The 24772-nt window shown below is 70.4% G+C and carries 33 protein-coding genes and 1 pseudogene; all 34 read right to left on the minus strand.

Translation table 11 applies throughout. From position 1 onward, the window contains the following. Positions 1-14 precede the first annotated feature (14 nt). Positions 15-1199 carry a helix-turn-helix transcriptional regulator gene (locus tag ABZ135_RS36480; protein WP_356702291.1) on the minus strand — a complete coding sequence of 395 codons (1185 nt, stop codon included), beginning with the start codon at positions 1197-1199 and terminating at the stop codon, positions 15-17. Positions 1200-1244: 45 nt separating this feature from the next. Then, positions 1245-1898 carry an HAD family hydrolase gene (locus ABZ135_RS36485; RefSeq protein ID WP_356702350.1) on the minus strand — a complete coding sequence of 218 codons (654 nt, stop codon included), beginning with the start codon at positions 1896-1898 and terminating at the stop codon, positions 1245-1247. Positions 1899-2595: 697 nt separating this feature from the next. Further along, positions 2596-2892, minus strand: a complete 297-nt coding sequence (locus tag ABZ135_RS36490) for a hypothetical protein (RefSeq protein ID WP_356702292.1) — start codon at positions 2890-2892, stop codon at positions 2596-2598. A 25-nt stretch (positions 2893-2917) separates the two neighbouring features. Next, positions 2918-3265: a hypothetical protein gene (locus ABZ135_RS36495; protein ID WP_356702294.1), complete on the minus strand. Its 348-nt coding sequence runs from the start codon at positions 3263-3265 to the stop codon at positions 2918-2920. Positions 3266-3277: 12 nt separating this feature from the next. Continuing rightward, positions 3278-4117: an N-acetylmuramoyl-L-alanine amidase gene (locus ABZ135_RS36500; protein WP_356702296.1), complete on the minus strand. Its 840-nt coding sequence runs from the start codon at positions 4115-4117 to the stop codon at positions 3278-3280. Positions 4118-4183: 66 nt separating this feature from the next. Further along, positions 4184-4732, minus strand: coding sequence for a hypothetical protein (locus ABZ135_RS36505; RefSeq protein ID WP_356702297.1), 549 nt, complete (start codon positions 4730-4732; stop codon positions 4184-4186). 3 nt (positions 4733-4735) lie between these two features. Continuing rightward, positions 4736-5191: a hypothetical protein gene (locus ABZ135_RS36510; protein ID WP_356702299.1), complete on the minus strand. Its 456-nt coding sequence runs from the start codon at positions 5189-5191 to the stop codon at positions 4736-4738. An 11-nt stretch (positions 5192-5202) separates the two neighbouring features. Continuing rightward, positions 5203-7068: a hypothetical protein gene (locus ABZ135_RS36515; RefSeq protein ID WP_356702301.1), complete on the minus strand. Its 1866-nt coding sequence runs from the start codon at positions 7066-7068 to the stop codon at positions 5203-5205. Positions 7069-7082: 14 nt separating this feature from the next. Continuing rightward, on the minus strand, positions 7083-9734 hold the full coding sequence (locus ABZ135_RS36520; protein ID WP_356702303.1) for a hypothetical protein: 2652 nt from the start codon (positions 9732-9734) through the stop codon (positions 7083-7085). 139 nt (positions 9735-9873) lie between these two features. Continuing rightward, positions 9874-10344, minus strand: coding sequence for a hypothetical protein (locus tag ABZ135_RS36525; RefSeq protein ID WP_356702304.1), 471 nt, complete (start codon positions 10342-10344; stop codon positions 9874-9876). Between the two features lie 9 nt (positions 10345-10353). Beyond that, positions 10354-10872 carry a hypothetical protein gene (locus ABZ135_RS36530; protein WP_356702306.1) on the minus strand — a complete coding sequence of 173 codons (519 nt, stop codon included), beginning with the start codon at positions 10870-10872 and terminating at the stop codon, positions 10354-10356. A 13-nt stretch (positions 10873-10885) separates the two neighbouring features. Continuing rightward, positions 10886-11872, minus strand: a complete 987-nt coding sequence (locus ABZ135_RS36535; protein ID WP_356702308.1) for a phage tail tube protein — start codon at positions 11870-11872, stop codon at positions 10886-10888. Beyond that, entirely contained in the window at positions 11872-12063 is a 192-nt protein-coding gene (locus ABZ135_RS36540; RefSeq protein WP_356702310.1) for a hypothetical protein, read from the minus strand. The genes ABZ135_RS36535 and ABZ135_RS36540 overlap by 1 nt, the downstream gene beginning before the upstream one ends. A 28-nt stretch (positions 12064-12091) precedes the next feature. Further along, complete coding sequence (locus tag ABZ135_RS36545; RefSeq protein ID WP_356702312.1) at positions 12092-12559, minus strand: hypothetical protein; 468 nt, start codon at positions 12557-12559, stop codon at positions 12092-12094. Beyond that, positions 12559-13116, minus strand: coding sequence for a hypothetical protein (locus ABZ135_RS36550; RefSeq protein WP_356702313.1), 558 nt, complete (start codon positions 13114-13116; stop codon positions 12559-12561). The genes ABZ135_RS36545 and ABZ135_RS36550 overlap by 1 nt, the downstream gene beginning before the upstream one ends. 12 nt (positions 13117-13128) lie before the next feature. After that, the gene (locus ABZ135_RS36555) at positions 13129-13353 is read right to left on the minus strand and encodes a hypothetical protein (RefSeq protein ID WP_356702315.1); all 225 of its coding nucleotides are present in this window, start codon (positions 13351-13353) and stop codon (positions 13129-13131) included. A 3-nt stretch (positions 13354-13356) separates the two neighbouring features. After that, entirely contained in the window at positions 13357-13743 is a 387-nt protein-coding gene (locus ABZ135_RS36560; protein ID WP_356702317.1) for a hypothetical protein, read from the minus strand. A gap of 20 nt (positions 13744-13763) precedes the next feature. Then, on the minus strand, positions 13764-15029 hold the full coding sequence (locus ABZ135_RS36565) for a phage major capsid protein (protein WP_356702318.1): 1266 nt from the start codon (positions 15027-15029) through the stop codon (positions 13764-13766). A 67-nt stretch (positions 15030-15096) separates the two neighbouring features. Beyond that, entirely contained in the window at positions 15097-15846 is a 750-nt protein-coding gene (locus ABZ135_RS36570; protein ID WP_356702320.1) for an HK97 family phage prohead protease, read from the minus strand. Beyond that, positions 15830-17071, minus strand: a complete 1242-nt coding sequence (locus ABZ135_RS36575; protein ID WP_356702322.1) for a phage portal protein — start codon at positions 17069-17071, stop codon at positions 15830-15832. The genes ABZ135_RS36570 and ABZ135_RS36575 overlap by 17 nt, the downstream gene beginning before the upstream one ends. Then, positions 17068-17217, minus strand: coding sequence for a hypothetical protein (locus ABZ135_RS36580; RefSeq protein ID WP_356702324.1), 150 nt, complete (start codon positions 17215-17217; stop codon positions 17068-17070). The genes ABZ135_RS36575 and ABZ135_RS36580 overlap by 4 nt, the downstream gene beginning before the upstream one ends. Positions 17218-17222: 5 nt before the next feature. Further along, positions 17223-18728 carry a terminase gene (locus ABZ135_RS36585; RefSeq protein WP_356702326.1) on the minus strand — a complete coding sequence of 502 codons (1506 nt, stop codon included), beginning with the start codon at positions 18726-18728 and terminating at the stop codon, positions 17223-17225. Then, positions 18679-18936, minus strand: coding sequence for a hypothetical protein (locus ABZ135_RS36590; RefSeq protein ID WP_356702328.1), 258 nt, complete (start codon positions 18934-18936; stop codon positions 18679-18681). Before ABZ135_RS36590 ends, ABZ135_RS36585 begins: the two co-directional genes overlap by 50 nt. A gap of 240 nt (positions 18937-19176) precedes the next feature. Further along, a complete protein-coding gene (locus ABZ135_RS36595; RefSeq protein ID WP_356702330.1) occupies positions 19177-19638 on the minus strand; it encodes a hypothetical protein in 462 nt (153 codons plus the stop codon). Beyond that, on the minus strand, positions 19626-20042 hold the full coding sequence (locus ABZ135_RS36600; RefSeq protein ID WP_356702332.1) for a DUF6221 family protein: 417 nt from the start codon (positions 20040-20042) through the stop codon (positions 19626-19628). The genes ABZ135_RS36595 and ABZ135_RS36600 overlap by 13 nt, the downstream gene beginning before the upstream one ends. 2 nt (positions 20043-20044) lie before the next feature. Continuing rightward, a complete protein-coding gene (locus ABZ135_RS36605; RefSeq protein WP_356702334.1) occupies positions 20045-20332 on the minus strand; it encodes an HNH endonuclease in 288 nt (95 codons plus the stop codon). Between the two features lie 14 nt (positions 20333-20346). After that, positions 20347-20640: a hypothetical protein gene (locus ABZ135_RS36610; RefSeq protein ID WP_356702336.1), complete on the minus strand. Its 294-nt coding sequence runs from the start codon at positions 20638-20640 to the stop codon at positions 20347-20349. A gap of 56 nt (positions 20641-20696) precedes the next feature. After that, entirely contained in the window at positions 20697-21578 is an 882-nt protein-coding gene (locus tag ABZ135_RS36615; protein WP_356702338.1) for a hypothetical protein, read from the minus strand. Between the two features lie 203 nt (positions 21579-21781). Beyond that, positions 21782-22135 (minus strand): DUF6221 family protein, encoded by a 354-nt coding sequence (locus ABZ135_RS36620; RefSeq protein ID WP_356702340.1) that lies wholly within the window; start codon positions 22133-22135, stop codon positions 21782-21784. A 137-nt stretch (positions 22136-22272) separates the two neighbouring features. After that, positions 22273-22890 (minus strand): hypothetical protein, encoded by a 618-nt coding sequence (locus ABZ135_RS36625; protein WP_356702342.1) that lies wholly within the window; start codon positions 22888-22890, stop codon positions 22273-22275. Further along, positions 22887-23396 carry a hypothetical protein gene (locus ABZ135_RS36630; protein WP_356702344.1) on the minus strand — a complete coding sequence of 170 codons (510 nt, stop codon included), beginning with the start codon at positions 23394-23396 and terminating at the stop codon, positions 22887-22889. Before ABZ135_RS36630 ends, ABZ135_RS36625 begins: the two co-directional genes overlap by 4 nt. Beyond that, positions 23396-24223 (minus strand): hypothetical protein, encoded by an 828-nt coding sequence (locus ABZ135_RS36635; RefSeq protein WP_356702346.1) that lies wholly within the window; start codon positions 24221-24223, stop codon positions 23396-23398. Before ABZ135_RS36635 ends, ABZ135_RS36630 begins: the two co-directional genes overlap by 1 nt. Continuing rightward, on the minus strand, positions 24223-24531 hold the full coding sequence (locus tag ABZ135_RS36640; RefSeq protein WP_356702348.1) for a hypothetical protein: 309 nt from the start codon (positions 24529-24531) through the stop codon (positions 24223-24225). Before ABZ135_RS36640 ends, ABZ135_RS36635 begins: the two co-directional genes overlap by 1 nt. Continuing rightward, positions 24528-24772, minus strand: a pseudogene (locus ABZ135_RS36645) (hypothetical protein); the annotation flags it as partial. The pseudogene ABZ135_RS36645 and the gene ABZ135_RS36640, both read right to left, overlap by 4 nt.

A 24772-nucleotide genomic window follows, 5' to 3' on the forward strand; every position in this document is an offset into this window, starting at 1 on the left:
CTTGTAGCAGTCGGTCAGACGGCGCCGATCCACTCGGCGAAGTGCGTCAGGCTCTCTGCGTCGGCGCGGTAGTGGCGGCGTAGCCCGGCGGCGACTTCGCGGGCCCACGGGTGCTCGCGCGTGTGCTGCGGCGCCGTCTGGCGGGCGACCTTGAGACTCTCGAACGCGTCGCTTCGCAGTCCAGCCCAGTCCTGCGCGCGGGCGAGCTCGATGTAGAAACCGGACCGGCGCTCGGCCGGAAGGGAGTCCGGCGGTCTCCACTGCTCCGCCACGGACAGGGCCCGGTCGACGTGCTCGGGCCCGAGGCTGACGGCCACCGAGACCTCGTGGATGCGGACGGAGTCCGGGCCGAACGACGTGCCTAGGTAGGTGCCTTCGCTGCCCACCTGCTGGGCGAGCGCCCGGGCGTGGTCGAGGTGGAGGTCTGCTGCGGTGGCGTCCTCGGCGCGGCCGGCGATGACGGCGGCCCGCATGTGCAGCGCGCCGCGGGCGGCCGCTTCGAGACGGGAGGACGGCGCGGGCGCGGCATCGACGGCCTGCTCCAGGGCGGCCAGCCCCACGGCGTGGGAGCGAGCGGCGAAGAAGATCTCCGTTCGGACGTACGCCGTGACGGCCTCGACGAGCGGGTCCTCGGAGCGGTCGGCGGCCCAACGCATGAGGTCGATGAGCCGGGCCGACAGATCCCGGGCGCCGTACTTGAAAGCGAGCGCGTCGGCCGTGCGGGCCGCGGACGCGAGCAGCCGGGCCGCGTCCGCGTGCTCGCGAGCGGGTGCGGTGTGGACGTAGCGGATGGCGTCGGCCAGCACGCTCGGGATCGCGGCGGCGATCCGGCCGTACTGGGCCCCGAGCCGCCACTCGACCGCCGTGCCCACTGCGGCGGCGAGCTCGCCCGGCGCGCGGTTAGGCCGGCCCTGGGGAATCTCGTACCCGGCGATGACCGCAGAGAGATCGGGGAGTGCAGCGTGGACGCGGCGTTCGGTCCCCTGGTAGCCACTGCGGAGCTGGGTCGCGTCGACGTCGAGCGCGCGGGCGAGCGCTTCGAGGACGTCATCGCTCGGGCAGCGGGCGCCTCGCTCGACGGCCCGGACGGTGGCGTACGAGACGTGGGCCTGCGCGGCAAGTTGGGTCTGGGTGAGGCGGCGGGCGCGGCGGCGGGTGGCGATCCGCTCGCCCACCTCCCGCGGACTGTCTGCGGGCATGTTCAGACCGTACCCGCACGGCGGTCGGCCAAGTGCCGAGAACCGCTACTCCGCCTGCTCCTGCTTCACGATGTCGACGAGGTCGTGCAGCGAGCCGATCACCCAGTCCGCCGCCTCGGCGCAGACTGGATCGTCTGCCCACAGATGGCCCCAGGGGCCCCGCCGCAGGTGCGCGGTGAGGAATCCGAACTCCGCGGCCGGGATCGTGTCGTTGGCCGGGTGGTCGCCGACATACACCGTCTCCCACGGGTCGGCGCCGTCCGCGGTCACGAGCACGCGGTTGAAGAACTCGGGGTCCGGTTTCGCGCAGCCCCACTCACCGGATGTGGCGATGAAGTCGGCGGGCAGGATGAGATCGCGCAGCAGCCCGGCGGCCTTGACGGTCTGGTTTCCGGCGATCACGACCCGGACGCCGAGTTCGCGCAGCGCGGTGAGCGCCGGGCGGACGTCGTCGTACAGGTCGGTCTCGTCGAGGAGCTCGCCCCGGCCGGCGGCCTCGCGGGCGCGGTACTCGGCTCCCACGTCGATGCCGGGGCGGAGGAGTCGGAGCGCGTCGGCGTTGTCACGGCCCTGGGCGACGACGGCGCCGACGAGCGCGGACACGGTGTGACGGGGGATGTCGAGCCAGTCAGCCCACAGGGCCCAGTACCGGTCGTCGTGGATGATGGTCTCGCCGATGTCGAACACGATGCACTTGATCACCCTCCCGAGCGTACGGGCGTCGGACCCTCGGCGGCAGACCTGTGGATAACTCGGGACACGACGAAATGCCCCCTCCCGCGCCGTAGCGCGAGAGGGGGCGTCGTTCATCGTGCAGTGCGCTTCAGCGGTGCCGGAGGCGAGTCCTGCGTGCGCTGGCACGCGAGGACGTTCGGATCTCCGGCGAGCGGCTGCAGTGTGTACCCGTCCGGGCAGGTCTGCCCGTCGGTACCATCCCGCCCGTCCGTACCGTCCTTCCCTGCTGGTCCCGCCGGGCCGGGCTCACCCTGCGGTCCGGGCGGTCCGGGCGGACCCGTGGGCCCAGGAGGCCCGGACACGCCTACGCCGTCCGTCCCCGCAGGCCCCGGACTCCCCGAAGGACCGGCCGGGCCCGGCGGACCAGACGGCCCCCGCTCACCCGGCGGACCAGTCGGGCCGGTAGGTCCCGGCGGGCCCTCCACCGTACGACCCGGCTGCCCACGCGAGCCGGGCGGGCCCGCAATCGGCGAACCGCCGAGCTCCTCCACCTGCGCCGCCAGTTGGTCCCGCGCCTCGTTCGCGGCGCGTAGCTCCACCTGTAGGGACCGGACGCTGATCAGTATCCCGGCCATGATCAGGCCGATGATGACGGCGGCCGCCAGGGCGAGCGCGTCGCCCCGGCGCCACCGTCTCTCCTCCGCACGTACCTCTGCGCGAGTCATGACCCAGCTCCTTGGCTGAGGAGGAGGATGACGGGCATGAGGACCGCCACCAGGGGGATGACGACGGCGCCGATCAGCCACCTGCGGGTGGCGACCAGCTTGTCGGCGTCCTTCTCCCGCAGGGTCTCCAGGGTCGTGACCCGAGTGGTCAGCGCTTCGTGCCGCAGGTCGTAGACCTTCTGGTCGACCTTCTCGTCCATGCGGCGTCCGAGCTGCTGGATGTCCTCGCGGACGTCGGCGAGCCGATCCTCCAGGCGCCGGACCATCTCCCCGGGGGTCGGCTCGTCGGTCATACGGGTGGCTCCGTTCAGTTGCCGGTCAGACGCCGGTCAGCTTGCTGCGCGCCGGTGTCGGGCTGACCTGGCCGCGGGTGACGAGCGCCAGCACGGCGAGGATGACCGCGTTGAGGGCGCCCACCGTCTCGGCGGACACCTCCAGGCCGTAGGCGGCGAGGAGAGCGACACCCGCAGCGACGAGGCCCGTGAACGCCGACGGTGCGATCGGCCGGGTCATCGCCGCGGTGGCGACGGCGAGCACGGCGGAAATGGCGGCGACGATCGCGCCGGCCTGCTCGCCGCTCAGGCCCACGTTGAACGTGACGAGCAGGGACAGGGAGGCGCTGAGGGTGGCGATGACGAGGGCGGGCTCGCGGCCGAAAATACGCACGATGGTCTCCGTTCAGTCGGTGAGGCGGGCGGCGAGCTTGTCGGCGACGAGCTCGGCGATCCGTTCGGCGAGGGTGGGGTGCGCGGCGACCCTGTCGGCGAGCGCGGCAAGCTGCTCGTCGGTGAGGGTGGCCCCGGCGGCGGCGCGGATCGCGGCGAGCTGCTCCATCTCCCGCTGGTGGCGGACATCGGCCCAGCGCTCGAACGTCGCAGCGGAGCGGGTCGGACCGTCGGGGTCTGTGGGCGACTTCCACTGGACGCCCCAGACCTCCTCGCGGGCGGCCACGGCGATCTTCTTGATCTCGGCGTCGGTCAGGGGCACGTCGTCCTCCTCGGGGGTGGCAGTGGTGGGGCGGGGTGCGCCAGCCTGCGCCCAGGCGTAAATGGGTCCTCCGGGGCAGCTGGTGGCGTAGCCGTCTCGGTGGCCGCCCAGCCATGTCCCGGCTGGCCCCTCCGCGCGGCAGTACTCAATGGCGTCCCGCGTCCCGTGCAGTTGGGCGTTGGTGGGCTCGGCCAGCCCAGACGAGCCGACCAGCAGACAGACCGCGTAGTCCTGCTCGTTCAGGCTGGTCGAGCCGTTCGCGCTGTTGCGGCGGCGCAGGCCACGGCCCTCGTACACGTAGCCGTGCGTGCAGACGAGGAAGGAGTAGCCGATGTCCGACCAGCCGTTGCCGTCCATGTGCTGGGCCTGAATCTGGCGGACGTAGTCGTCGCACCGGTCGTGCGGCCGGTCGGTGTACGGGGTGCCCAGGTAATGCAGCTTCACGCCGCGGCGTGGGCGGCTGTACAGCGTGGCCCCGCTCGGCAGTCGGTAGGCGCGGGCGCCCCACTGGGCTCTGGTGACGAGCTGCACGACGGGCCCCTTTCTCATGAAGAAGCCCCGGGCCGGTGGGCGCGGGGCGGGCGGTAGCGGGCGGGGTCAGGCGATGCGGCGGAGGTTGATCCACGACCCGGCGCGCACGATCGTGCCGGTGGCGTTGGAGGCGACCTGCGCCCACTGGAAGGACAGCGACCCGGCGGTACCCGCGACGGCGAGGTAGCCGACCGGGATGGCGCTCATGAAGGTGCCCAAGTTGCTGGGCAGCGAACGGGTCTGGGAGATGGAGTTGCTGGTGACGTCCTGCCCGGTGAGGGATGTCGGGCCGTCGGTGCCGCCGGACGTCCACTGCATCGTTGCGAGCGCCGGCCCGGACCAGCCGATCTTGATGCCGGACGAAGCGGAGGCCGCGAGGTTCTGCGAGTAGACGATGTAGCCGGTCAGCCGGTACACGCCGTTGGCGACGACCCCGATGGTCAGATCCGGGTCGTTCGCCATCGTCGTCGTGGACGCCCGCGTCGTGTCACCGGACTTCCGCACCGTGACGTCGTCCGCGGTGAGCGTGTTCAGCTGGTCGCGGATCTCCGCGTTCATCAGGGCTGCGGTCACGACCTCGCCGACGACCCATGTGCGCGGGGTGGCCAGAGGCATGCGTTAGATCCCTTCGGTAGGCGGTTCGGCAGGGGGCTGCGGACGCGTCTTACCCGGGGGCGGGGGCGGCGGCCCGGCCATCCCTGGGGCGTTGGGGTGCGTCCAGTTCCGCAGGTGCGGCGGCTCCACCTCGACCGCGGACTCGACCGTAGCCGGGTCCTCCGGGAAGGCGACCTGGACCCAGCCCCAGCCGCACTCGGTGCACGCCATGCGCGGGTCGGCCGGGGTGACGATCTGCGCGGAGCCACACACGCAGTCGGAGATCCACCGGCCGTGGTTGATCCGGGCCCAGACCCGCTCGCCCAGCAGGACCCCCTCCGGCGGGATCGCGCGGCGCTGCTGCCGGTACTCCACCCACCGCCACACCCGCTCAGCCGGCGGCACCAGGTCCCAAGCCTCGGCAGCCAGTTCCGGCGGAGGAAGGTAGAAGCTCTCGGCCCGCACGACAGGGATCGACACGGGGGCTCCTCTCAGTAGGCGAGGCGGGTCGTCGACCCAAGGACGGAGTGGGTGGAGTCGTCGAGGACCCACACGGAGTCGGTATTCGTCCGCGAGGTGTAGAAGTCCAGCCGGTGGCTGCTCTGGCCGATGGTCTCGACGTAGCCCTCGACCGTGACCGTCGCCGTCGGTGAGGGCGCGGTGGCCGGCATGCCCGTGATGGCCAGAACGGTGGAGACGTCCACGTCGAGCAGCGTCTGGAACGTGGCCTCCGGCATGGTGTACGCCTCCACGGAGACCTGCCGGATCTCCGGCTGCGGCTCGGCGTACCGCGACACCGTCCACCATGCCGCGTCCAGGACCTCGCCGTCGGACATCTTCAGCAGGGTGAGCTCCTGCCGCTTCGGCCCGTAGGCGAGACGGCTGGACGCGCTGGCGACCCGCTGCGTCGCCCCGCCCGGCCTCGACGCGGTGACCGTGTTGGTGAGCTTCTGGGTGTCGATCGTGGACTTGACGTCATGCGTCTCCAGATCCGCGTAGGCGATGCTCAGCGCAGGCACCGTGTTGTAGCGCACGGACCGGGCCTGGAATCGGAGGTTGGCGAAGCCGCGGTCGCACAGCAGCTTGCCGCCCTCGGTGGCCTCGACCTGCCGCATCATCTCCAGCGCCGTCGATCCGCCCTCGCCCTGCGACGCCACCGGCGAGAAGTCTCCGGACGGGTCGACCGCCCCGATGCCCGCGTACCCAGCGAGACGCAGCACGCGGTCGTCCGCATCCTCCCCGGAGAACCCGGTGGCGCCGGCGGTGTAGTGGTCGATGAAGCGGGTGGCCGGGATGGTCGCGGACTGGGCGTAGATGCTGACGTGCGAGATGACGCCAGACCACAGGCGCCCGCTGTCGAAGGAGCCGATGCTCAGGTGCCGCAGGTAGCGCATCGCCTGAGGGGCGGCGCCGAGCACTTCGACGCCGTCGACGTAGAACTGGCTGGTCAGCTCGATGTATACGACGTGGTGTTGGTTGCCGTCCGCGAGGTCACCAGTGCTGATAATGGTGCTGGCGTAGCCGCCGATGGCGTCGCCGAAAGTGGTCCACTCGATCTTCAGCTCGCCCGTGGTGCCGTCCAGACTGAAGACGATCTTGTACTGGCTGGTGTCCGACCGCAGGCCGAAGAGCACCCGACCCTTCGTGGAGGTGCTGAACCAGCTCTCCATGTACATGAAGTACTGGGCCGTCGCGTCCGCGGCCTGCTGCCCCAAGTCGCCCGACAGGTACTTGCCCGCCGTCGCCGAGGCCGGAGTGAACATCGGTGCGGCAAGTCCGTCCGCACCCGGCCCGGTTCCTTCGCCGAACTCCAACGACCCGCCGGATCCGAGCTGCGTAACCGACAAGGATCCGGCGCCGGCCCCGGCGATGTCGCCCGCCGAGGTGGAGCCGGACGGCTCGGACAGCGGGTAGTAGGCCAACGGCCCGAGCTGCAGCACCTCCTCGACGAGCAGGGCCTGGAGCGCCTCGTCGCCGCTGAGCAGTGCGAACAGGTCGCTGGCGGCGATCCGGACCTCGTCCTCCAGGCCGTGCCACTCCTGGTTCCAGTCCGTGACCATGCCGTAGAACCGGTAGAAGCCGAGCGCCCCGACATCCCGCCGGACGCGGATGGGGCACCCAGGCCGGACGTAGGGGTAGTACGGCGACGCGGCGTTCCCCGCTGTGAAGCGGCCGTCGCGGTTGTCGAGGGTGAGGCCCAGCGTGCCGACCTGGGTCTGCGACAGTTCGTCCGATGCACCCCGCGTGATCCGGATCTTGTCCGTCTCGTTGAGCGTCACCCACTGGGTGATGTCCGTCCACGTCACGGAGGACGCGGTCGGGGCGAACCCGAACGCGGCCTCCACAGTGATCGTCACACCTGCCCCTTTCGTCAGATGCCCAGGTCATCTCCGCCGCGCCCGCGCTGGTAGCGGAGCAGCAGCTTCTGGATCTGCTGCGCCGTCGCCGTCGGATCGAGCGCGCCCTGGATCGTGAAGTAGTTGTTCACCACGGGCCCGCCGCCGCCCGGGCCGCCAGCCATCGCCGGAACCGCCCGGCCCGCAGTCGGAGCCCCCAGGCGCATCGACGTCTGGTGGTCGTAGACCCGGGCGTTGCCGGTCTTGAAGTGGATGAGCTCGGGCCCGGCCTCGCCGACCCACGCCCACTCACCCGCGCGAGGCGTACCGCCGCCGGCGTATCCGCCGATGCTCTTGGCGAAGTCGCTCGCGCCGCTGTTCCGGGTCCGGTAGTCGATCATGACGGACACCGTCTTGCCCTTGACCGACGCGATCGCCCCACGGGCCCGCCGGATCTGCGCTTCCAACTGCGAGATCTCCGCCCGGATCTGCGCCTTCCGCGAGTCCGGCACACGCGCCAGCCGCGCCCGGGCGTCCCGGAGCTTGGCCTCCAGATCCTCCAGGTTGCCCTTCAGCTTCGCCGTCTTGTCCGGCGTCCTCAGGATCTGATCCGCCAGCCGTCGCGCCTGCTCGCGGTTCAGGCCCATCTGCATGGCGTTCCTGATGAGTTGCTGCCGGCCCCTCTCGTAGATCCCGTTCACCGTCTGCCACGACGCCCCAGACTCCCGGGCCGCTGCTGCGGCCTCGTCGGTCCGCGCCGCCAGGTTGTTCAGCGCGGTCGCCGCCGTCCGGCCCTTCTCCGTGGTCAGGTCGATGGCGCCGCCAGACGCCCGCCAGACGCCAGCGGCGGTCTTCGCGGCCTCGGTGCTCTCGTCCAGGGCCTGCTCGAACGCGATCTGCGCGCTGAGGCCCGCCCTGTTGGTGTCGTTGAGGGCCTGGATCGCCTGCCGCAGCGCGTCCGCGGACTGCTTCTGCGCGTCCAGCTTCCGCTTCGTGGCCTGCGCCTGCTGCCCGAACAGGCCCATCGCCTGCGCGGCGAGCTCCTGCTCGAACCGGGAGTCGTCCAGGGCCGACGAGTAGTCGTCCAGCTCCCGGGTGAACTCCTCCGTGGACCGGCCGCCCTTGCCATACTCCGCGGCCAGCCGTGACGCAGCCGCCGCAGCAAGGTCCGCCCGCCCGCTCGACACCAACCCGGAGAGGGCCTTGTCGATCGCGTCGATGTTCTCCTTCGCCGCCTTGACCGGCGTGGAGTCCCAGGTCCCGAGACCGCCAAGGGTGACGATGAACTGCTGGATGTCGTCCGTCGTCGATGGGTCGGTGAGCGAGCGGACCCGGCTGTACAGACCGTCCAGATTGGACCCGAACGCCTTCGCCGCTTCACCGGTCACCTTGCCGGTGGCGCCGAGCTGCTTCAGCGACGACGTCAGCTTGTCGACGTCCGGTGGCGCCACCTTCCCCATCTGCGACAACTCGGACAGAGCGATGACCAGCAGGCCAATACCGGAACCGACCAGCGCCAGCTTCGCACCGCGCGACAGGGCCCCGAAGCTGGCGGTGAGCGCACCCATCCGACCGGTGGCCCCGGCCGCCGCAGCCTGCATCGCCACGACCTGCGTTCCGAAACCCGCGACCGCAGCCCGGCTGGCAGCCAGGCCGACAGCCGCCAGGTTCACGGCCTTGATGGCGATGGCGAGCTGCAGCATCGTCGTGATCAGCTCCGGCGGCATGGCAGCCAGCAGCTTGGCCATGACGTTGACGACCGCGAGCATGCCGACGCCGACGTCCGCGCCCGCGCGCAGCAGGTTGAGCAGCGCTGTGCCGATGTTGCGGAGAACCTCGGCGACGACCGGACCCTGGGCACGAGCGAAGTCCATGAACTCGCTGAAGTCACCGCGGACCTGGCCGTTGGCGACGGTGCGCATGAAGTGCACCAAGGCGTCGTTCGCCCGATGCAGCGTGCCCGTGGTGAACTCGCCAACCCGCCGCATGAACCCGTCGAACCCAGGCGACGCCACCCCGCCGGCCGCGATCGTCATCAGCCGGTCAAGCTCCGTCGACGCGCCGCGGACCAGCGGTGTCAGCTTCGGGAACAGGCCGCCGAGGACGGCCGTGCCCTTGATGACGGGCGACAGCGTGTCCTCGGCCAAGCTGTCCGACCACGCCTTGTACTGGTCCTTCAGGACGGACACAGCGGTTGCAGCCTGCCGGGTCACCGGAGGCAGCTTCGCCATCGTCCGCGCGTAGGCGGCTTGCGCCTTCACCGCCTGCTCCGACCGGGCGCCATGCTCCTCAACGGCCTCGGTGTACTTCTTCTCCGCGTCCGCGGCGTCACCCAGCTTGGAGATCTGCGGGCCGAGCGCCGCGCCGAATGCGGCCATGGCGACGGTGGCGGCTGCGGTGTGCACCACGATCGGCGCCATCGCCGCCGCCATCGGGATTGCGGCCGGCGTCAGCGACAGCAGCGAGCCCTTCAGGGCCTTCATGGCCTTGCCGCTGTCGTGCGCGGACCGGTCGACATCGGCAAGCCGCTGGGCCGCAGTGCGCTGGAACCGGGAGACCGCGGCCTCGGAGTTGATGGAGGCGGTCAGGATCCGGCGACTCAGGCGGTTCGCCGAGTCACCGACCCGGTCGAACACCCGGGACAACTGGTCGCGGCCGTCGAGGACGAACGAGAGGCGTTCGGCCACGGTCATTCACCTCCGGTCTGCTGGGCGAGGTGCTGGTCGATCCAGCAGACGTATGCCTCGAAGTCGTCGACGAGGAGGTCGTCGACCATCGGGGCGGGGATGTGCAGGAGGTGAGCGAACAGGCCGAGGTACTCCTGCCTCAGGGAGCAGATGTCTCGGGGCTGCTCTCGCTCGACGTCAGCGGGGACGGGCCGTCTTTTGGGTCGGCCACGACGCGGCGGATCGTCGCCTCACAGTGCTCCGGGTCGATCGCCGCCTCGGGCAGCTTGCTGAGCGACTCCAGCACCTGCTCGTCGTCCAGGCCCTCGGCGCGCGCGAGCGGCACCGCGGCCTGCACGTAGTTCTCGATCTCCTGCTTGTCGTACCGGGTGTACATCTCCTCGACGCCCGGGTCGAACTCGCCGAATCGCAGGCTGGGCTGGGTGCGCTTCTTCAGGACCCAGACGATGCCGCGCATCGCGTCCAGGTCCTCATGCAGAAGGCCCTCGTCGCGGATCTGGTGCCACGGCTGATCGACAGTACGCGCGACGATCGACGCCTCGCTGACCTTCAGCGACCGGGCATCGTAGTGCTCCGGCTCGCCGCCGGCCGGGGTGTACACGATGATCAACGGGTTCTCCTAGGTGATCTGGCGGCGGACGTCGGTCAGGACGCGTTCGACCTCGGCGCGCATACGGGGCTGGTGGGCACGGACCGTCTTGTCCCACCACAGAGGGGTGGTCCACTGGTTCACCCAGCGCTTCTTGTTGCCGAACACCGGGTGCCGGACCCGGCCGTTGGACGAGTTCAGGACCCACGGCATGTTCTTCAGGTCCGACGGCAACGCGGCCCGGTCGACCCACACCCGGGCGCCGGGGTTGCCGGACGTCCTGACCGACAGGCGGACGGCTTCGGCGATCGTCGCCCGCAGCGGCCGGGACGTAGGCGACGGCCCACCCCGTGATCCGGCCCTACGCGGCTCCGCAGAGATCGGCAGGCTGCGGATCGTCTGCTGCATGTCGGTGCGCAGCGGCTCGGCCGCCCGCCGAATCCTGCGGGCGAAGTTCTGCTTCAGCCGTGGCCCGCCAGCGGCGTGCAGGCGGCGGGACAGCTCGATGAGCTGCCCGGTGCCAGTGATCTGGATCGAGCCAACGGCCACGGTGCACCTCCGGTCAGACGGTGGTGTCGGTGGACATGTACTCGATGGCAAACGGATTGGTCAGGTCGAAGTAGCCGGTGAAGTTGTACGTCGGCCTCACCACGTTGAATCCATCGACAGTCGGTGCCCCGTCATCGATCTTGATCGAAGGCATCTTGATCCGGAATGTCTCCGCGTAGGTCGACGCGATGATCGGTCCGATGAACTCCCACACCAGCGAGGTCGAAGCGTCGCTGGTGTGCAGATCGTCGAGAACCGTCGACACGTAGTCTGTCTCCAGTGAGCCAGTTACCTTGACAAGGTCGTTGGAGATCGGCTCTGCCTTCAGCGCCGAGTTGTTGGCGTAGTAGCGGTCCGCGGCCTGCGGCCGCTCGACCTTCACGGACACCTTGCGGATGCCGTCCAGTGCGGTTTCCGCTCCGTAGGTGCCGTTCTTGACGCCCATCTGCCCGAAGTGGAACGGCGACATCGCCGAGTAGCTCGCAACGGCAAGGGTCTGGCCCTCGTCGCAGTTCTTGCCATCGATTTCGAACGTAGCCTGCAGCATGCCGCCGACCTCGCACGAGAACTCCGCTGACATGATCTTGCATCCGACGAAGGACTTGTCCGTCACGGTGCCCGTGGTCAGCGGCACGCCCTTCTGGATCGTCAAGCTCTTGCCGAAGACGTCTGCGAGGGTGTGAGTCTGCAGGTACGCCGTCGTGGCGCCCTGCTGCACCGGCGTCACCGTGGTCCCCATCAGGGCTTGCAGCAAGATGCCCATGCCGCGGTTGGCAACCTCCAGCTCCAGCGAGCCCTGCACCTCCCGTTGCGTCACCACACGCCGCAACGACAGCGCCATCAGCCGGCTCGCCGCCACGCCGCTGGACTGCGCGGTGGTCTTTTTCAGGACCAGCGATTCCTTCGTGAACTCGATGAAGCGCGTCGGTGCCACGAAGGTGCCGTATGCGCTTTCGGCAGCGATGCCGATCTGCGCGCCGAGGCCGGATCCGATTGCCATCAGGTGGCCTCCCTCTTGGTGGTCTTCTTCTGGGCTCCCGGCTCCTCAACCGGCTCCCACGTGGTGATCTGGCAGACGTAGCCGTCGTACCGGCCGTCAGGTACCTCGACGACCTCGTCCGGCTGGACCTCGCGGCCCCCGAGCTCCGGCACGGTGACCGGCTCCGGGCCGATGAAGCGCACACGCGCCATCGCTGTACTCCTCAGGTTGGGGTGGTGATCAGATACGGGCGCGGCACGCCACCTGAAAGCTCAGGCCCGCACGCGCCCCGTCGGTGGTCTGGTCCTGCATCAGGTCGCCCGCGGTCAGGTGCGACCACAGGACCGTGCCGCCCAGGGTCGGCGCCTCCGGCGCGGCGTTCGTCGCCCGCAGCGCGTCCTCGACGACACCGACCAGCTCGAAGACGCGGGCCCGCTGCGGCTGCATGTCGGTGATCCCGGACCAGACTTCGGCGTAGCAGGAGATCACGAAGTCCTCGTCGCGGGTCCGGGCCCCAGCACCGTTGAAGTCCTGGGTCAGGGAGACGGCCGCGCTGTCGGACGGCTGCCAGCCGACGTAGATCCGCTCGGCGCCGGTCAGGTTGTTGTGCGGCGGGCCGTCGACGATCAGCACCTCAGCCAGCGCAGGCGCCGCACCGAGCACGGCGAGCAGCGCGTCGACGGCGGCCGGGACGCGGGAAGTCGCCATCAGGCCACCACCGGCGGCCGGCGGTGCGGCTCAAGGAGCTGCAGCACCCGGTTCGGGATGGCGTACCCGAAGCCGGGCACCGGTTCGTTGACGTCGAAGTCCTCGCCGCCGCCGGGGTTGCCGCGTGCCGCGCCGTACCGGGTGCGCCACCAGTGCTGGAGCAGCATCCGGGCCGCGACGCTGATGGTCTTCGGGGTGCTGGCTCGGCCTGCCTGGTACGTCACCGTCCACGGACCGCCGTAGAAGTCGGCACCGTCCAGGCGGGTGACGGTGCCGCTTGCCCCGTTGAGGTGCAGCCCGGCCACGTCGACGGAAGACCCGCCCGTCGCGACCGGGGTGAAGCTGGTCAGGGAGAGGGCGGGGGTCGTCAGTAGGACGAGGACCTGCCCGCGAGAGTCGGCCTGCTCGACTACCTCCCGCGGCGTCACCGGCCCGACGAACGCCTCGATGACCTCGGTGAGGGCCTCGACATACTCCTCCAGCTCGTCGTCGTACTGGGTGGTCGTGGCGGGAATCGAGACCGCGGACTTCGCCTGCTCCAGCGTCAGTAGCGCCACGGTGTCCCCCTTCTACGCGGTGCGGGTCTCGCGCCTCGGCCGGGCCTGCGCCCGCTTGCGGGCCGTGCGCTCGGGCGCCGGGGCCTCCGGCGTCTCGGGTTCCTCGCTGCGGACGAGGACGGCCCGGACACCATCGGCCCAGGCAGCGGCCTGGGCACCGGGCAGGTCAACAACCTCGCCCGGCGCCCACGCGAAACCGTCACCCGCGACGCTGGTCAGCATGCGGATACGGGCCATGGGTCAGTCACCCAGGCCCTTGTGAAGCTCCTTGACCTCGCGCTCGGCGCGGGCCTCGGCCGCCTCGATGGCCTTGTCCTGCGCCTCCTTCAGCGCCGCAATGTCCGGGTCCGGCTCGGACGGCGCCTCAGCCTCCGGCACGGCGGACACGCCGCGGGCCGCGACGTCCACCGCGGACGCCGCCTGCTGCGCGAGCTGTTCCTTCGCAGCGGTCAGGGCCACGTCCTTGTCGCCGATGAACTCCGGCCGGTACTGGTCCATGCTGCCGTCCGCTCGCCGCGAAGCCATCACAACGCGGTCGTGATCGCCGTGCTCGGCCGCAGCCGGTGTGGGCTTGTCCTGCAGCACCCCGGAGTCCGGGGCGTCATCCTTCTTCGGCGTGGTCGCCATGTGACTGTCCTCCTTCAGGATCAGGTGGCGGAGTTGCGGTACGCCTTGTACGCGGCGGTGTCCTGCGGGGAGCCGTCCGCGCGGGCGAACCCGAGGAACCCGACCTGCAGGAAGTCGGCGTAGCGCTCGGCCAGGCGCAGCATCTGCACGTCGCGGACGTCGCGGATGAGGTAGCCGGCGTAGAAGTCACCGAACAGGATCGAGCGCACCGACGCGGCCATGACGGGCATGTCCTGGTTCACGACGATGCGGTGACCGAGCAGCGAGTCGGGAACACCGACCTGGAGCGACGGCTCCCAGAGGGGCCTGCCCTGGGAGTCCTTGAGCTTGCGGGCCGAGGCGAGGGTGGTGTCGTGCATCATCCACGCCTGGCGCCCGCCGTTGCGGTAGGCCGGGTCGATCGAGTGCATCAGGTCGATGAGGTCGTCGTAAGTGACGGACGTGGTCTGCCCGGTGCCGCCGGTCTTCCCGATGACGGCGTTGGTCTGCACACCCTCCGGCTGGGAGCTGCCGGTGCCGGTGGTGAAGTGCGTGTTCTGGATGCGGCCGATCCGCTCACCCAGCTTGCGGGCCAGCCACGACTCCACGTCGAAGGCGGAGTCCTGGAGGAGCTGGTACGAGACGCGGACCAGCTTCGAGGTGTACATGTAGGCGCCGATGTCGGCCTGCCCGATGGTGACGTCCTGCTCGGTGACCTGGGTGTTCTCCGCCAAGATCGCGCCCACGTTCGCCGTGTCGTCGTTCGTCGGCCACGGCAGGGTCACGCCGGTCTCCGTGGTGATGACCTCGGACACGTCGCGCATCGCGCCGTAGAACTTCATCGCCTCGACCATCTTGGCCCGGAACGCGGGCGGGACGAGGTAGCCGCCGGCCGCGCCGGTGGCGACGCCCTGCGCACGGAGCTCCCGGCCGTCCACGAACCCGGTACGCAGGACCGCGCGCTCCTCCGAGGACAGCTCGTTGGTGCCGTCGCGCATCCACGACCGGTACGCCGCGGTGTACGCCTCGACGCCCTGCTCACCGCCGTGGCGGGCGCGAGCCTCCTCCGCCTCCTCAGTGTCGGCGCCTGCGGCGACGACCTGCGAGTAGTCGACCGAGGCGAGGCGCTGGTGGCGCTCCTCGCGCTCGATGTCGGCGCCCAGACGCTCGACATCGGCGAGCGCCGCGTCCCACGCGGCACGGTCCTCGGCGGACATCTCCGCCTCGGATGCCGCCCGGGCCTGGAACTCCTGGGCCTTGTTCCATGCTGCGGCCCGCTTGTCGAGCAGGCCCTGAAGAGTGGTCACGTGTGCCTCCCAGCACGAGTAGCCCCAGCGGCGTGCGGCAGGGGCTGAGAAAGGGGTGTGAGAGCGGCTACAGCGCCAGGCTGTAGCGGGCGGCGAGCGCCTTCATACGCATCGCCTGACGGCCCCCAGTGGTCTCTCCCGGCTGGGTGATGCCGTCGCCCCGAGTGGCCGCCGCAGCGGCGGCCGGCTCGTGGCGGAAGTCGTTGAGCTCGGGCCGGTACACGGCCCGGCGGGCGAACGCGTCATCGTCGCCGCGGGCGGCAAGCGCCATGCCGACGGACCGGAGGCCGGCGTCGGTGTCCTCGTAGGCGGGGAAGGTGACGGCAGAGACCTCGAAGAGCTGCACCTCGCGGATGAGCCGCAGCTCGGCATCCATGTCGCCCTCAGAAGTCTCGACGGAGACGGTCTCCCAGTCGTCCTTGATCACCCTGAAGCCGAAGCTCATGCCGGTGATGTTCCGGTTGTCGAGGTTGACGATCAGGTCACCGACGTAGGACAGGCGAGCGTCGAGGTCCGCCTCGACAGCCAGTCCGATCTGGTCCTGCGAGAGGCGCAGACTACCGGCCGAGACGCGAGAGACAACCATGCGGGTGTCGTGGTCGACCAGCATCCGGGCGTCGCCCTCCGCGATGGTCTTGGTGAACGCCCCGGGCGCGATCTCCTCGTAAAAACCCCAGGTCAGGGGGTTACCGATCGCGGTCCGGCTGTTGAAGACGGCGGCGTGCCCGGCGAACCCGCGCACCCCCTCGCCCTCGGCCCGTACCTGGAGTCCTGCCGCGGCCAGACTCAGGCTGCGGCGCTCAGTCGTCTTCGGCATCGCTGCCCTCCTTCGTCGTCGGCGCGGTCGGGTCGCTGCCCAGCGGCGCCATGGCCATCGGCTGCAGGTACGTGTCTCCGGTGCCGTCCGTGATCGGCGGCATGTCCTCCAGGGACCTGATGTCGTTCGCCGAGAAGGCGCCGACGTCCCGCATCGCCCGGTAGAAGATGGCCCGGGCCTCGCTGTCACCGCGGAGGAGGCCCTGGAGCGCGTACTTCGCGTACTGCGACGCGGGCAGCAGCTCCTTGGTGACCCGCTGCTCTGTCGGCGTCAGCCACGTCGGCGACAGGTCCCAGGTCACGAAGCCCTGCGCCTGCTGCTCCAGACCCGTGCCCCAGCTCGTCGACTTCTCGGTCGACATCAGCAGGAACGGCGGCACGCCGAACATCCGGGACACCTCGGTCACCTGGAACTGACGCGACTCCAGGAACTGGGAGTCCCGGTACGGCATGGCGACCGGCTGGAACGACGCTCCGGAGTCCAGGATCGCCACATCGTGGGCTGCGCCACTCCCGCCCATCTTCGCCCGCCAGGACGCTTTCAGGGCCGCTGCCTGGTCCGGCTGGAGCCGCTGCTCGGTCTGCAGCACTCCGGAGATCATGTTGCCCGAGCCGTACAGCCGCGCGGCCGACCGCTCCGCGCCGATGCCCAGGCCGATGCCCTGCGCCGCCGCACGGATTGGCGAGCAGCCCGTCACCCCGTCATAGCCCAGCGCGGGCAGGTGCAGGATCTCCTTAGACGTCAGCCGCACCCGGGGCCCGTCCTCAGTCTGCACCCAGAACACCTTCCCGCCCGGGTTGCCCGCGCTCGGCTGCTCCCGGTCGACCTGCACCCGGTCCGGGCGAACCGGCCACAACTGCACGACGGTCCCGGCCCTGTTGCGGACTTTCTGCAGGTACGCGTTGCCCCACAACAGCCGGTGCACGTACACCAGCCTCCATAGCTCGAACCGCGTCAGCTCCGGATGCGGGTTCTCCAGCAGCTCGACCGTCGCCCGGTCCTTCGTCCCCGCGGTGTAAACATGCAGCGGCAGCGCCGCCGAAACGTTCGCCACGACGGCCACCGCCCGCCACACTGCAGGCATCCGCAGCGAGTTCGTCTCGGTGACCACCTCTCCCGACTCCAGCGGCACCCCACCGCCCAGCAGCGGCGCCAGCGAGGCGGAGGTCAGCGGCGTAGCCGGGTTCTCCACACTCCGCCGCTCGAACAGCCCGAAGAGACTCACCGCTTCACCGCCTTCCGTTGCGCCTGCTCACGTTCGACCGCCACCACGCCCAGCACGCCGGCCAGGACCAGCGCCGCCGGGACCGACCACATGCCCACCCCCGCCACCACCGCGAGGACGAACACCACCTCCAGCACAAACAGCATCCGGCTCACCACAGGTTCGGCGCCCCTTCATCCTCGACCTCGGCGGCCAGGCCCCAGCGGGCCAGCGTGACCGCCACCAGCGGGCTGATGTCGACGCCGACACCCCGCCGGGCCCACGCCCACGCGTCACCCAGAGGCCGCCGCTGAGCCCCGGCCAGCGCCACCGCAAGCGGCGCCTGGTCAAGGTGGCTGATGCCCTGCCCTACGACCGCGTCGTAGAACTGGCCGGTGGCCTGCGCGATCTCGCGCGGCTTCGGCTGCAGGACCTCGACGCCGAGCGCGTCGGCCAGGTCCTGGATCAGCGACCCGGCCGGCCCGCCGCCGTCGACCACCCAGCAGCGCGGCTTGTGCCGCTCGTGCAGCGCCTTCGCCTTCTCCACCACCCAGCCCAGGCCCTGCTGGTGAGCGATGACCTCCACGTGCGTGCCGCCCCGCCAGGGGCTGGCCACCGCGATCGTCGCCCAGTCCCGCTCAGGCGTCGCGTCAATGGCCATGCACAGCGCGCCGTCGGCCTGCGACTTCGGATCCGCCAGCGCCCGCCACGCGTCCTCGCCGATCACCTGCCACGTGTCCGCACCGTCGACCGGGTACTCACCGACCCCGAGGCGCTCCCGCTCGAAGATGCCCGACGTGCCCATGGACAGCCGCTCGTTCCGGACGTGCTCCGCAGTGATGCGGATCCCCAGCGCCGGATTCGCCTGCGCCCACGCAGCCGGGTCGTCCGGGTCGGCATGGTCCCGGCAGTCCGGCCGGCACTCGGCCCGATGCGGGTCCACCGACCACTCGAAGTACGCCAGCGACGGATCCGGCTCCCCGGCCTCCACGGCGGCCAGCGCCCGCGACCGCAAGCGGCCAAGCTGCACCGACGGCGCGCCGATACCGGCGGAACCGAGGTACCAGATCTGCGGGTTGGGCACCGCGGACATGGTCGGCATGAGCGCGCCCATGGCGTCGTCGCCGAGGATCATCGCTTCGTCAAGGATGTTGCAGTCGCCGGTGAAGCCGCGGCCGGAGCCGCCGGAGCGGGCCAGGAACCGCAGCACCTGCCCGGTGACGAGCTCGATCGCTTCCTCGCCGGTCGTACGCCGCACCCTGAGTACGCGTTTCCGCAGGTCAGGACACCCCATGATGAGCTGTTCGATCCGCTTGAACGCGACGATGCTCGTCTTGAACTCGTGCGCCGAGTGGAGAATCAGCCGCTCACCCAGCAGGTACAGCCCGGCGAGCTGTCTCGCTTCGATGATCCCGCCCTTGCCGTTCTGGCGAGGGACGTTGACGCACACCTCGAACGCGGACCAACGGCCGTCGTCCCGCTCGGACAAGCCCATGTCCAGGACGTGCTGCTGCCACGGGTCGAGCTTCAGACCGGCCAGCGCCGCCAGCTCGACAGCCTCCTGCCCGGACGAGGACAGCCGCGTCGCCGGGACGGTCGTGATGCGGGGTGCCTGGGAGCCGGTCGGGTCAGGCGCCGAGGCGCTGTTGCCGCTTGACCTTGAGCTCATCGAGGGCATCCCCCTCCTCGACGGCCGGGGCCAGGCCCCGGAGACGGACCATCAGGGCCTGCAGCTTGTCGGCGACGACGGCCTGTGACGTCGGAGCGTCACCGTCGGGGATCTCGTCGAGGGCCCGTGCAAGCTTCAGCGCAGTGGCCGCGAGCCCAGGAGCGATGCTGGTCACGCCCAGGTTGTCAAGCTCTGCGCGCACGGCTTCGGCGATCATGGCCACCCCCGTCACAGTCCGTCACGATTACAGAGAGTCGCTATTTCACGAATCCGAGAGATCGGGTCAAGATCTTTCTGAGAGGCCGCGCAAAAAATCGGGCGACAAGGGCTTTTGGGTCGCCCGGTCACCCGCTGAAGTTTTGACCCACCCCTCCCCTCCGGAGGGTCGCGGTGCCGGTCGAGCGGGGTCATTCACTGCTTGCAGTGCCTGTCAGTGACGGGCGGTGGTGGGTGTGGGTCACCAGTCCCGTGACGTCTGTGGCATGGCTGCTCGGGGTAGCCGCGAGCGCTGGCTGTACCAGCGGGTGGCTACGCGCTGCATCTCGGGGGAGCGCATGGCGTCGATGCGGGCCATGACCACGGCCTGTCCGGGGTCGACGGTGACGATCTCGGCGCCCAGGCGCTTGTACTTGGCGAGGGCCTTGACGCTGGGCATGGTGTGGATGAGGTACACGTCGACCTTGTCGCGTAGCTCGAACGCCTCGTTCATGGCTGCGAAGCGTGCCTTGTGGGCGACGCGCAGGATGGTCGGGTCCTGGTTCCACTGGGGTGCGCCGGGGCCGGTGAGGGCGGTGGCGATGAGGTCGAGGTCGATGACAATGTCACGCGCTGTTGCGTGGGCTCGGATCCAGGAGCTCTTGCCTGCGGCCGGCGGGCCGGTGACGACGTACAGCACGGCGTCACCTCCTACGGGCGCCATGCCTCGTTGTAGTCCTCGTGGTCGGCGTAGGGCAGAGCGAGCAGGCGGAGTGTGGCGCAGGGGTACGCCTGTGGGCTGCTGCCTCCGTGTGTGGGGTAGCCCCACTTGGGGGTGATGCAGGTGCCACATGAGCCGTCGTTCACGTCCTGGTGCTCGTCGAGCAACTGCTGCTTCGCTCTCGCCTCGACCAGGACTCGCACAGGGTCATGGCGGGCGATGTGGTCGACGGTGGCGCGGAGTTGTCGGCCGCTAAGCGCAAAGCCCTCGGCGACAACGATGCCGTCGGTGGCAAGAACTTGGTCGTGCTCTTCGTCGGGGCGCCAGGGGCCTGGGCTGGCCGCGAGGGCGAGCTGTTCGTCCTTGGCCAGTCGGGCGCGGAGGAACGCAAGGAGGTCGTCGCTCATGGTCACCACTTCCGTGAGGTCCGCGTGGGGGCCGTGACGGGCGCCCTGTTGCCCTTGCTGCTGTTGCAGGCGCGGTGTGCTGGGCGGGCGTTGGCGCGGTCGAGGAGGTCGCCACCTCGGCTGAGGGGGATGAGGTGGTCGAGGGTGAAGGCCCAGCGTGACCGTTGGGCGTCCATGCCCTTCAGTGTGTAGTTGATGTCGTGGCCGCAGATCCAGCAGGGGAGAGCCTGGGAGCGGAGCCAGGTGCACAGTTCCCTGTAGCGGCGCCCGTTGCGGGGGTTGCTGGCCACGGGCGCCACCTCCTCTACGGGGTGCTGGTGGGGTTGAGGAAACTGTCCTTGTGCTTGGTGAGGACTTCGGCGACGGCCTTCTCGTACTGGTCGCGGGGGAGGTGGGCGCATTCGGCGTCCTTGGACGCGTCTTGTGGCTTGCCCTGTTGGAAGTCGTAGTCGAGGAGCTCGATGCAGTCCTGGTAGGTGTACGCCTTCGCGGTGCTGCTGCTCGCGGTCGGGGTGGGCGCTGGGGCGTCGTTGGTCGACGAGCAGGCGGTGAGGGCCAGGAGGGCGCCGGCGAGGGCGGTGGTGGCGTGTCTGCGCATCGCGCCAGGGTGCCGGACGCGGGGCCGGTGTGGGGTGCCTGTGGCTGTGCTGTGACCTACGCGGGTTCGGGGCCGATGTTGCGGAGGCGCATGACCCAGGGGTAGCCGCTGTAGGCGTAGACCTTGCCGCTGCTGGTGCCTTGGTGGACGAGCGCGATGGTGGCCATGCCCCCGTTGAGGTGGCCGGCGGCGACGGTGAACTGGGCGGCCGACGAGACCTTACTGAAGGCAGTGGACGGGTACAGCCACGGCGCGCCCTCGGCGAGGGGGGATGAGGTGCCCGAGCTGTCGTAGAGGGCGATGGTGCCGGCCGAGGAGAGCAGGGCGACGTCGAGGAAGTGCCCGCCGACGTACATCATCGACAGGTCGACGCAGATGCGGTCTCCGGCGGCGGCGGCGATGGAGCACTGGAGCGGCGTGCCGACCGAGGTGGTGACGATGCTCCAGGACGGCGACGGCGCGAGGTCCTGCACGGCGCCGTTCGAGATGCGCGCGACGGCGGTGCGGACGGTGCCGCCCGCGGGTCCGGCTGGCCCTTGGGGTCCTGCGGGTCCTTGGATGCCCTGTGGGCCGCGGGGGCCGCTGCCGGTGCCGCCGCCGGGTGAGGGGATGGGGGTGAGCTCGTCGAGGTGGACGGTGCCGCTTCCGGTGACCTCGGCGGAGAACTGGATGTGCTCGCCGCCGGTGGGCTCGACGCTGATCTCCCAGACCCACCCTGCGGGCAGGATGCCCGGGGTGTCGGTGGGGAGGATCGTGGCGCTCCAGGTGCCGCCGGTGATGTCGACGGATCCGCCGCCTGCGTAGACGACGTGGTTGGTGCTGTCGATGAGGTAGGCGGAGGGCTTGAGGCGGACGCGGCCGCCGTAGCCGGTGCCGGCGAGTGCTGAGGGGATGGTGCCGGTGAGGCTAACGGTGGTGGTGCCGGGCGGGAAGGGCATCGGGCACCTCCTGGCATGAGGAAGACCCCGCCGCGGTGCGGTCGGGGCCTGTTTGTTTCCGGGCATGCCGGATCTGCCGACCATGATGGGGCACGCGCCTGGTTTTTGCAACTAGGTGCACAAGGGGGCCCCGCCACGTCGGGGGGATGCGTGGCGGGGCCGGTTGCCGGGCGCTACCCGGCGCGCAGGTTCCAGTGAGGCGGTCAGGGGCGCCACTCGTCCCGGTAGTCGGGGTGGTCGGCATAGGGCAGCGCCAAGAGCCCCAGAGCCGCCGTCGCGGTGATCGTTTCCATCGCCTCGGGAAACTGCCGAGCACAAGCCCTCTCAAGACGATCAACTAGCCGGAGTGTCGCCTCAACCCTGTCCAGTACCCGCGCCGGGTCGTGCCGGGCGATGTGCTCGGCGCTCTCGCCGCAGTCTGCGACCGGCTCCGCCGCCCGCCATCCCGCGTAGACCGTTCCGCCGTCCGCAAACCACACGGGGCCGGGCCGCGTCGCGCGGGCAACCACTGCATCCTCGTCGAGGCGGGCGCGGAGGAACGCAATCAGGTCGTCCATGCGCTCCATCATTCCTTCTTCGGGGGCGGCGGGGGAGGTGTCTGCGGGCGCTGGGCGGCCGCCTGCTGGCTGGCCTCGTTCCGGGCCCGGAGCTCGTCGAGGGACATGGTGGTCTTGAAGTCGCCCATGGCGGGCTCCTATCGGGTCTTGGCGTAGCGGCGGCGGGTCTCTGCGGGGTCGTGGACGACGGTTCCGGCGGCTCCGATGTGCTCTACACGGAACCCCTCTTCGGGCCCCTCTTCGTCGCCGTTGTTGGTGTTGGTGTTGGCGTCTGAGCTGCACCAACAACCTTCCGTGGAAGGTCTGCACGGCCAGCGGGGGATGTCGTCGGCGTGGACGCCCGGACCGTTTTTCCCGCTCGCGCGGACGCCGTCGCGGACCTCAATGCCTTCCTCGTGGAGAAGTACGCGGACGGTCCGTGTGTCGGGCAGGCCGGTGGCGTCTTGGAGCTGGGTGAGGCGGACGTTCGCGGTGCCGCCGGGGGAGAGACCGTGGAGGACGGCGAGAATGTCCACGGTGTCCTCAACGTCAGCCACCTCGGGCTCATCGGCGGCTTTCTCCCGGCGTCCTGCGGCCCATGTGCGGGCCCGGCGGACCCCGGCAGCGGCCAACGCCCCGGCGATCGTGTAGCCGACCTCGGGGACGGCGTACACGACCCCGCCGGCAAGCGCTGCGCCGACGGCGAGGACGCACCCACCAGCCAGCTTGCTCGGCTGCTCCCCCGCGGACTCCAAGGTGAGCTCCTCGGCGGTCATCCGATCCACCCGAAGACGATGTGACCAGTGGCGTTCGTGGCCTGCGCGAGCGGAACTGCAGCGAACCCGGCGATCCCCGACGACGTGCCCAGGGAGAGGCCGCACCAGGAGCCCAGCTTGAGGTCTGTGCCGCTGCGGGTGGCCTTCACCGCAGCCACGAAGAGCACCGTGAGTACGAGGACCAGGCCGGCGCCGTCGCCGGTGAGGGGCAGGTAGTTACCGCGGGACGAGATCCCGGCGGTGCCGCCTACGCCCCAGACGAGCGCGGCGTCGCCGAGCCAGTTAGTAACCCAGAGGGCGGTGTCGAAGGCCCAGCCGATGAGGCCGCCGACGGCGAGGATGCCGAGGGCACCGTAGGCCCAGCCAGCGAGGAAGGGCAGGAGCCGGCCGAGGTGCTCGACGGGCCGGGCCTGGAGGGCCTTGAGGCCGGGCCACCACAGCTTGACGAGGTACCAGGCGAGGACGGAGAGGCCGACGACGATCGCGCCGCGGGTTGCCCAGATCATCAGTTGTAGCCCCCGTTCAGCTTGGAGCGCTCGCGGCGGACGGCGGCGGCCACGGAGGTCTCCTTGGCGTCGGGCCGGAGGGCGAGGATGGTTTTGGTGGCGATCACGTTGTCGGAGGTGATCGCGACCTGTTCGCGAGCGAGATCGGCGATGCTCTTCTGTTCGCGATCCGGGTTCGGGCTGGTCGCAGGCGGTTCCGGGCGCGCCGAAACGTGGTGCTGTTCGGTGACGCTCGCGGGTGTGCTCGGCTCGTGCTCGCGGGTGATCGGGGCGATCGCGATCGGCGCTCGGCGGGCGAGCTCGCGGCCCTTCTCCTGCCGGGCGAGCTCGATCTCAAAGTCGACGGACACGTCGGCAAGGAGCCGTTCGGCGGCCATCTCGCGGCGGCGGAGCTCATGCTGGTGCCGGGCTTCCTCGAACCGCATGGCGCGTTCCTCGTCGGCGAGGAGGGCGCAGTCGTCGTCGGTGAGGGCGCCGGGGTCGCGCATGTCGGCGAGGGCAAGCAGCCACACGACCTTGGCGCCGAGGGGGAGGAACGGACCGGCTACGGCCATGGCGGCGTGGTCCTGCTCGATGCCGTGCCAGACGAGGAAGGCGGCGACGGCGAGGAGGGCGGCCCAGCCGATGGCGGCGACGGGCCAGCGGTGGCCGCTGATGCGGAGGCCGCGGGCTTCGGCCCAGATGACGGAGGCCCAGATGATGTCGGCGCCGGCGGCGACGGTGATGCCCCAGGGGCCGGCGCCGAGGAGGTCGACGAGGCTCCAGGTGGTCCAGGCGAGGGAGCCGCCGGAGAGGAGGGCGGCGGGGATGAGGAGGGGGGTGCGCATCAGGCGGTGGCCTTTCCGGCGGCGCGGAACAGGATCTGGGCGTACTCGCCGCGGGTGACCTGCCAGTCGACGTGGGGCATGAGGGTCTGCGCGGCGGTGGCGACCTGCTCGCCGTACACGCCGCGTCCGTAGAGGCGGGCGGCGACGGCGAACGGCTCGTCGGCCCAGATGCTGGCCGGGAGGCCCTGCCAGGGCTTGATGTCGTTGAGCTCCTGGGCGATGGAGTGGATGACGGCGCGGGCGTGGTCGTCGAGGCGGGACTGGCGCAGGGCTTCGTCCTGCTGGGTGGGGTGGTTGCGTCGGCTCACTTCATCGCCTCCTCGTGATCGCGCTGCTGCCTGGGCTCCGGCTCGGGAGTACGGCCCGCAGCCTTAGCCGCGATGACGCGCTCGCGCCAGCGGGTGCAGGTGCGGCACTCCCTCTTGCCCTCTGCGCGGGGGATGAGGTTGGAGCCGGTGAGCTCGTGGCCGCGGTCGCAGTGGGTCTTGCGGGCGTTGATGGCCGCGAGGGCGACGGGCGAGCGGCGAACGTTCGTCCTGCAGCTCACGG

The organism is Streptomyces sp. NPDC006339, assembly GCF_040612775.1.
Lineage (GTDB): Bacteria > Actinomycetota > Actinomycetes > Streptomycetales > Streptomycetaceae > Streptomyces.

Excerpts from the sequence above, each read along its gene's own strand:
- ABZ135_RS36480 (WP_356702291.1), bottom strand. The coding sequence starts at position 1,199 with ATGCCCGCAGACAGTCCGCGGGAGGTGGGCGAGCGGATCGCCACCCGC.
- ABZ135_RS36490 (WP_356702292.1), bottom strand. The coding sequence starts at position 2,892 with ATGACCGACGAGCCGACCCCCGGGGAGATGGTCCGGCGCCTGGAGGAT.
- ABZ135_RS36505 (WP_356702297.1), bottom strand. The coding sequence starts at position 4,732 with ATGCCTCTGGCCACCCCGCGCACATGGGTCGTCGGCGAGGTCGTGACC.
- ABZ135_RS36535 (WP_356702308.1), bottom strand. The coding sequence starts at position 11,872 with ATGGCAATCGGATCCGGCCTCGGCGCGCAGATCGGCATCGCTGCCGAA.
- ABZ135_RS36540 (WP_356702310.1), bottom strand. The coding sequence starts at position 12,063 with ATGGCGCGTGTGCGCTTCATCGGCCCGGAGCCGGTCACCGTGCCGGAG.
- ABZ135_RS36545 (WP_356702312.1), bottom strand. The coding sequence starts at position 12,559 with ATGGCGACTTCCCGCGTCCCGGCCGCCGTCGACGCGCTGCTCGCCGTG.
- ABZ135_RS36555 (WP_356702315.1), bottom strand. The coding sequence starts at position 13,353 with ATGGCCCGTATCCGCATGCTGACCAGCGTCGCGGGTGACGGTTTCGCG.
- ABZ135_RS36560 (WP_356702317.1), bottom strand. The coding sequence starts at position 13,743 with ATGGCGACCACGCCGAAGAAGGATGACGCCCCGGACTCCGGGGTGCTG.
- ABZ135_RS36570 (WP_356702320.1), bottom strand. The coding sequence starts at position 15,846 with ATGCCGAAGACGACTGAGCGCCGCAGCCTGAGTCTGGCCGCGGCAGGA.
- ABZ135_RS36580 (WP_356702324.1), bottom strand. The coding sequence starts at position 17,217 with ATGCTGTTTGTGCTGGAGGTGGTGTTCGTCCTCGCGGTGGTGGCGGGG.
- ABZ135_RS36585 (WP_356702326.1), bottom strand. The coding sequence starts at position 18,728 with ATGCCCTCGATGAGCTCAAGGTCAAGCGGCAACAGCGCCTCGGCGCCT.
- ABZ135_RS36590 (WP_356702328.1), bottom strand. The coding sequence starts at position 18,936 with ATGATCGCCGAAGCCGTGCGCGCAGAGCTTGACAACCTGGGCGTGACC.
- ABZ135_RS36595 (WP_356702330.1), bottom strand. The coding sequence starts at position 19,638 with ATGGCGCCCGTAGGAGGTGACGCCGTGCTGTACGTCGTCACCGGCCCG.
- ABZ135_RS36600 (WP_356702332.1), bottom strand. The coding sequence starts at position 20,042 with ATGAGCGACGACCTCCTTGCGTTCCTCCGCGCCCGACTGGCCAAGGAC.
- ABZ135_RS36610 (WP_356702336.1), bottom strand. The coding sequence starts at position 20,640 with ATGCGCAGACACGCCACCACCGCCCTCGCCGGCGCCCTCCTGGCCCTC.
- ABZ135_RS36615 (WP_356702338.1), bottom strand. The coding sequence starts at position 21,578 with ATGCCCTTCCCGCCCGGCACCACCACCGTTAGCCTCACCGGCACCATC.
- ABZ135_RS36620 (WP_356702340.1), bottom strand. The coding sequence starts at position 22,135 with ATGGACGACCTGATTGCGTTCCTCCGCGCCCGCCTCGACGAGGATGCA.
- ABZ135_RS36625 (WP_356702342.1), bottom strand. The coding sequence starts at position 22,890 with ATGACCGCCGAGGAGCTCACCTTGGAGTCCGCGGGGGAGCAGCCGAGC.
- ABZ135_RS36630 (WP_356702344.1), bottom strand. The coding sequence starts at position 23,396 with ATGATCTGGGCAACCCGCGGCGCGATCGTCGTCGGCCTCTCCGTCCTC.
- ABZ135_RS36635 (WP_356702346.1), bottom strand. The coding sequence starts at position 24,223 with ATGCGCACCCCCCTCCTCATCCCCGCCGCCCTCCTCTCCGGCGGCTCC.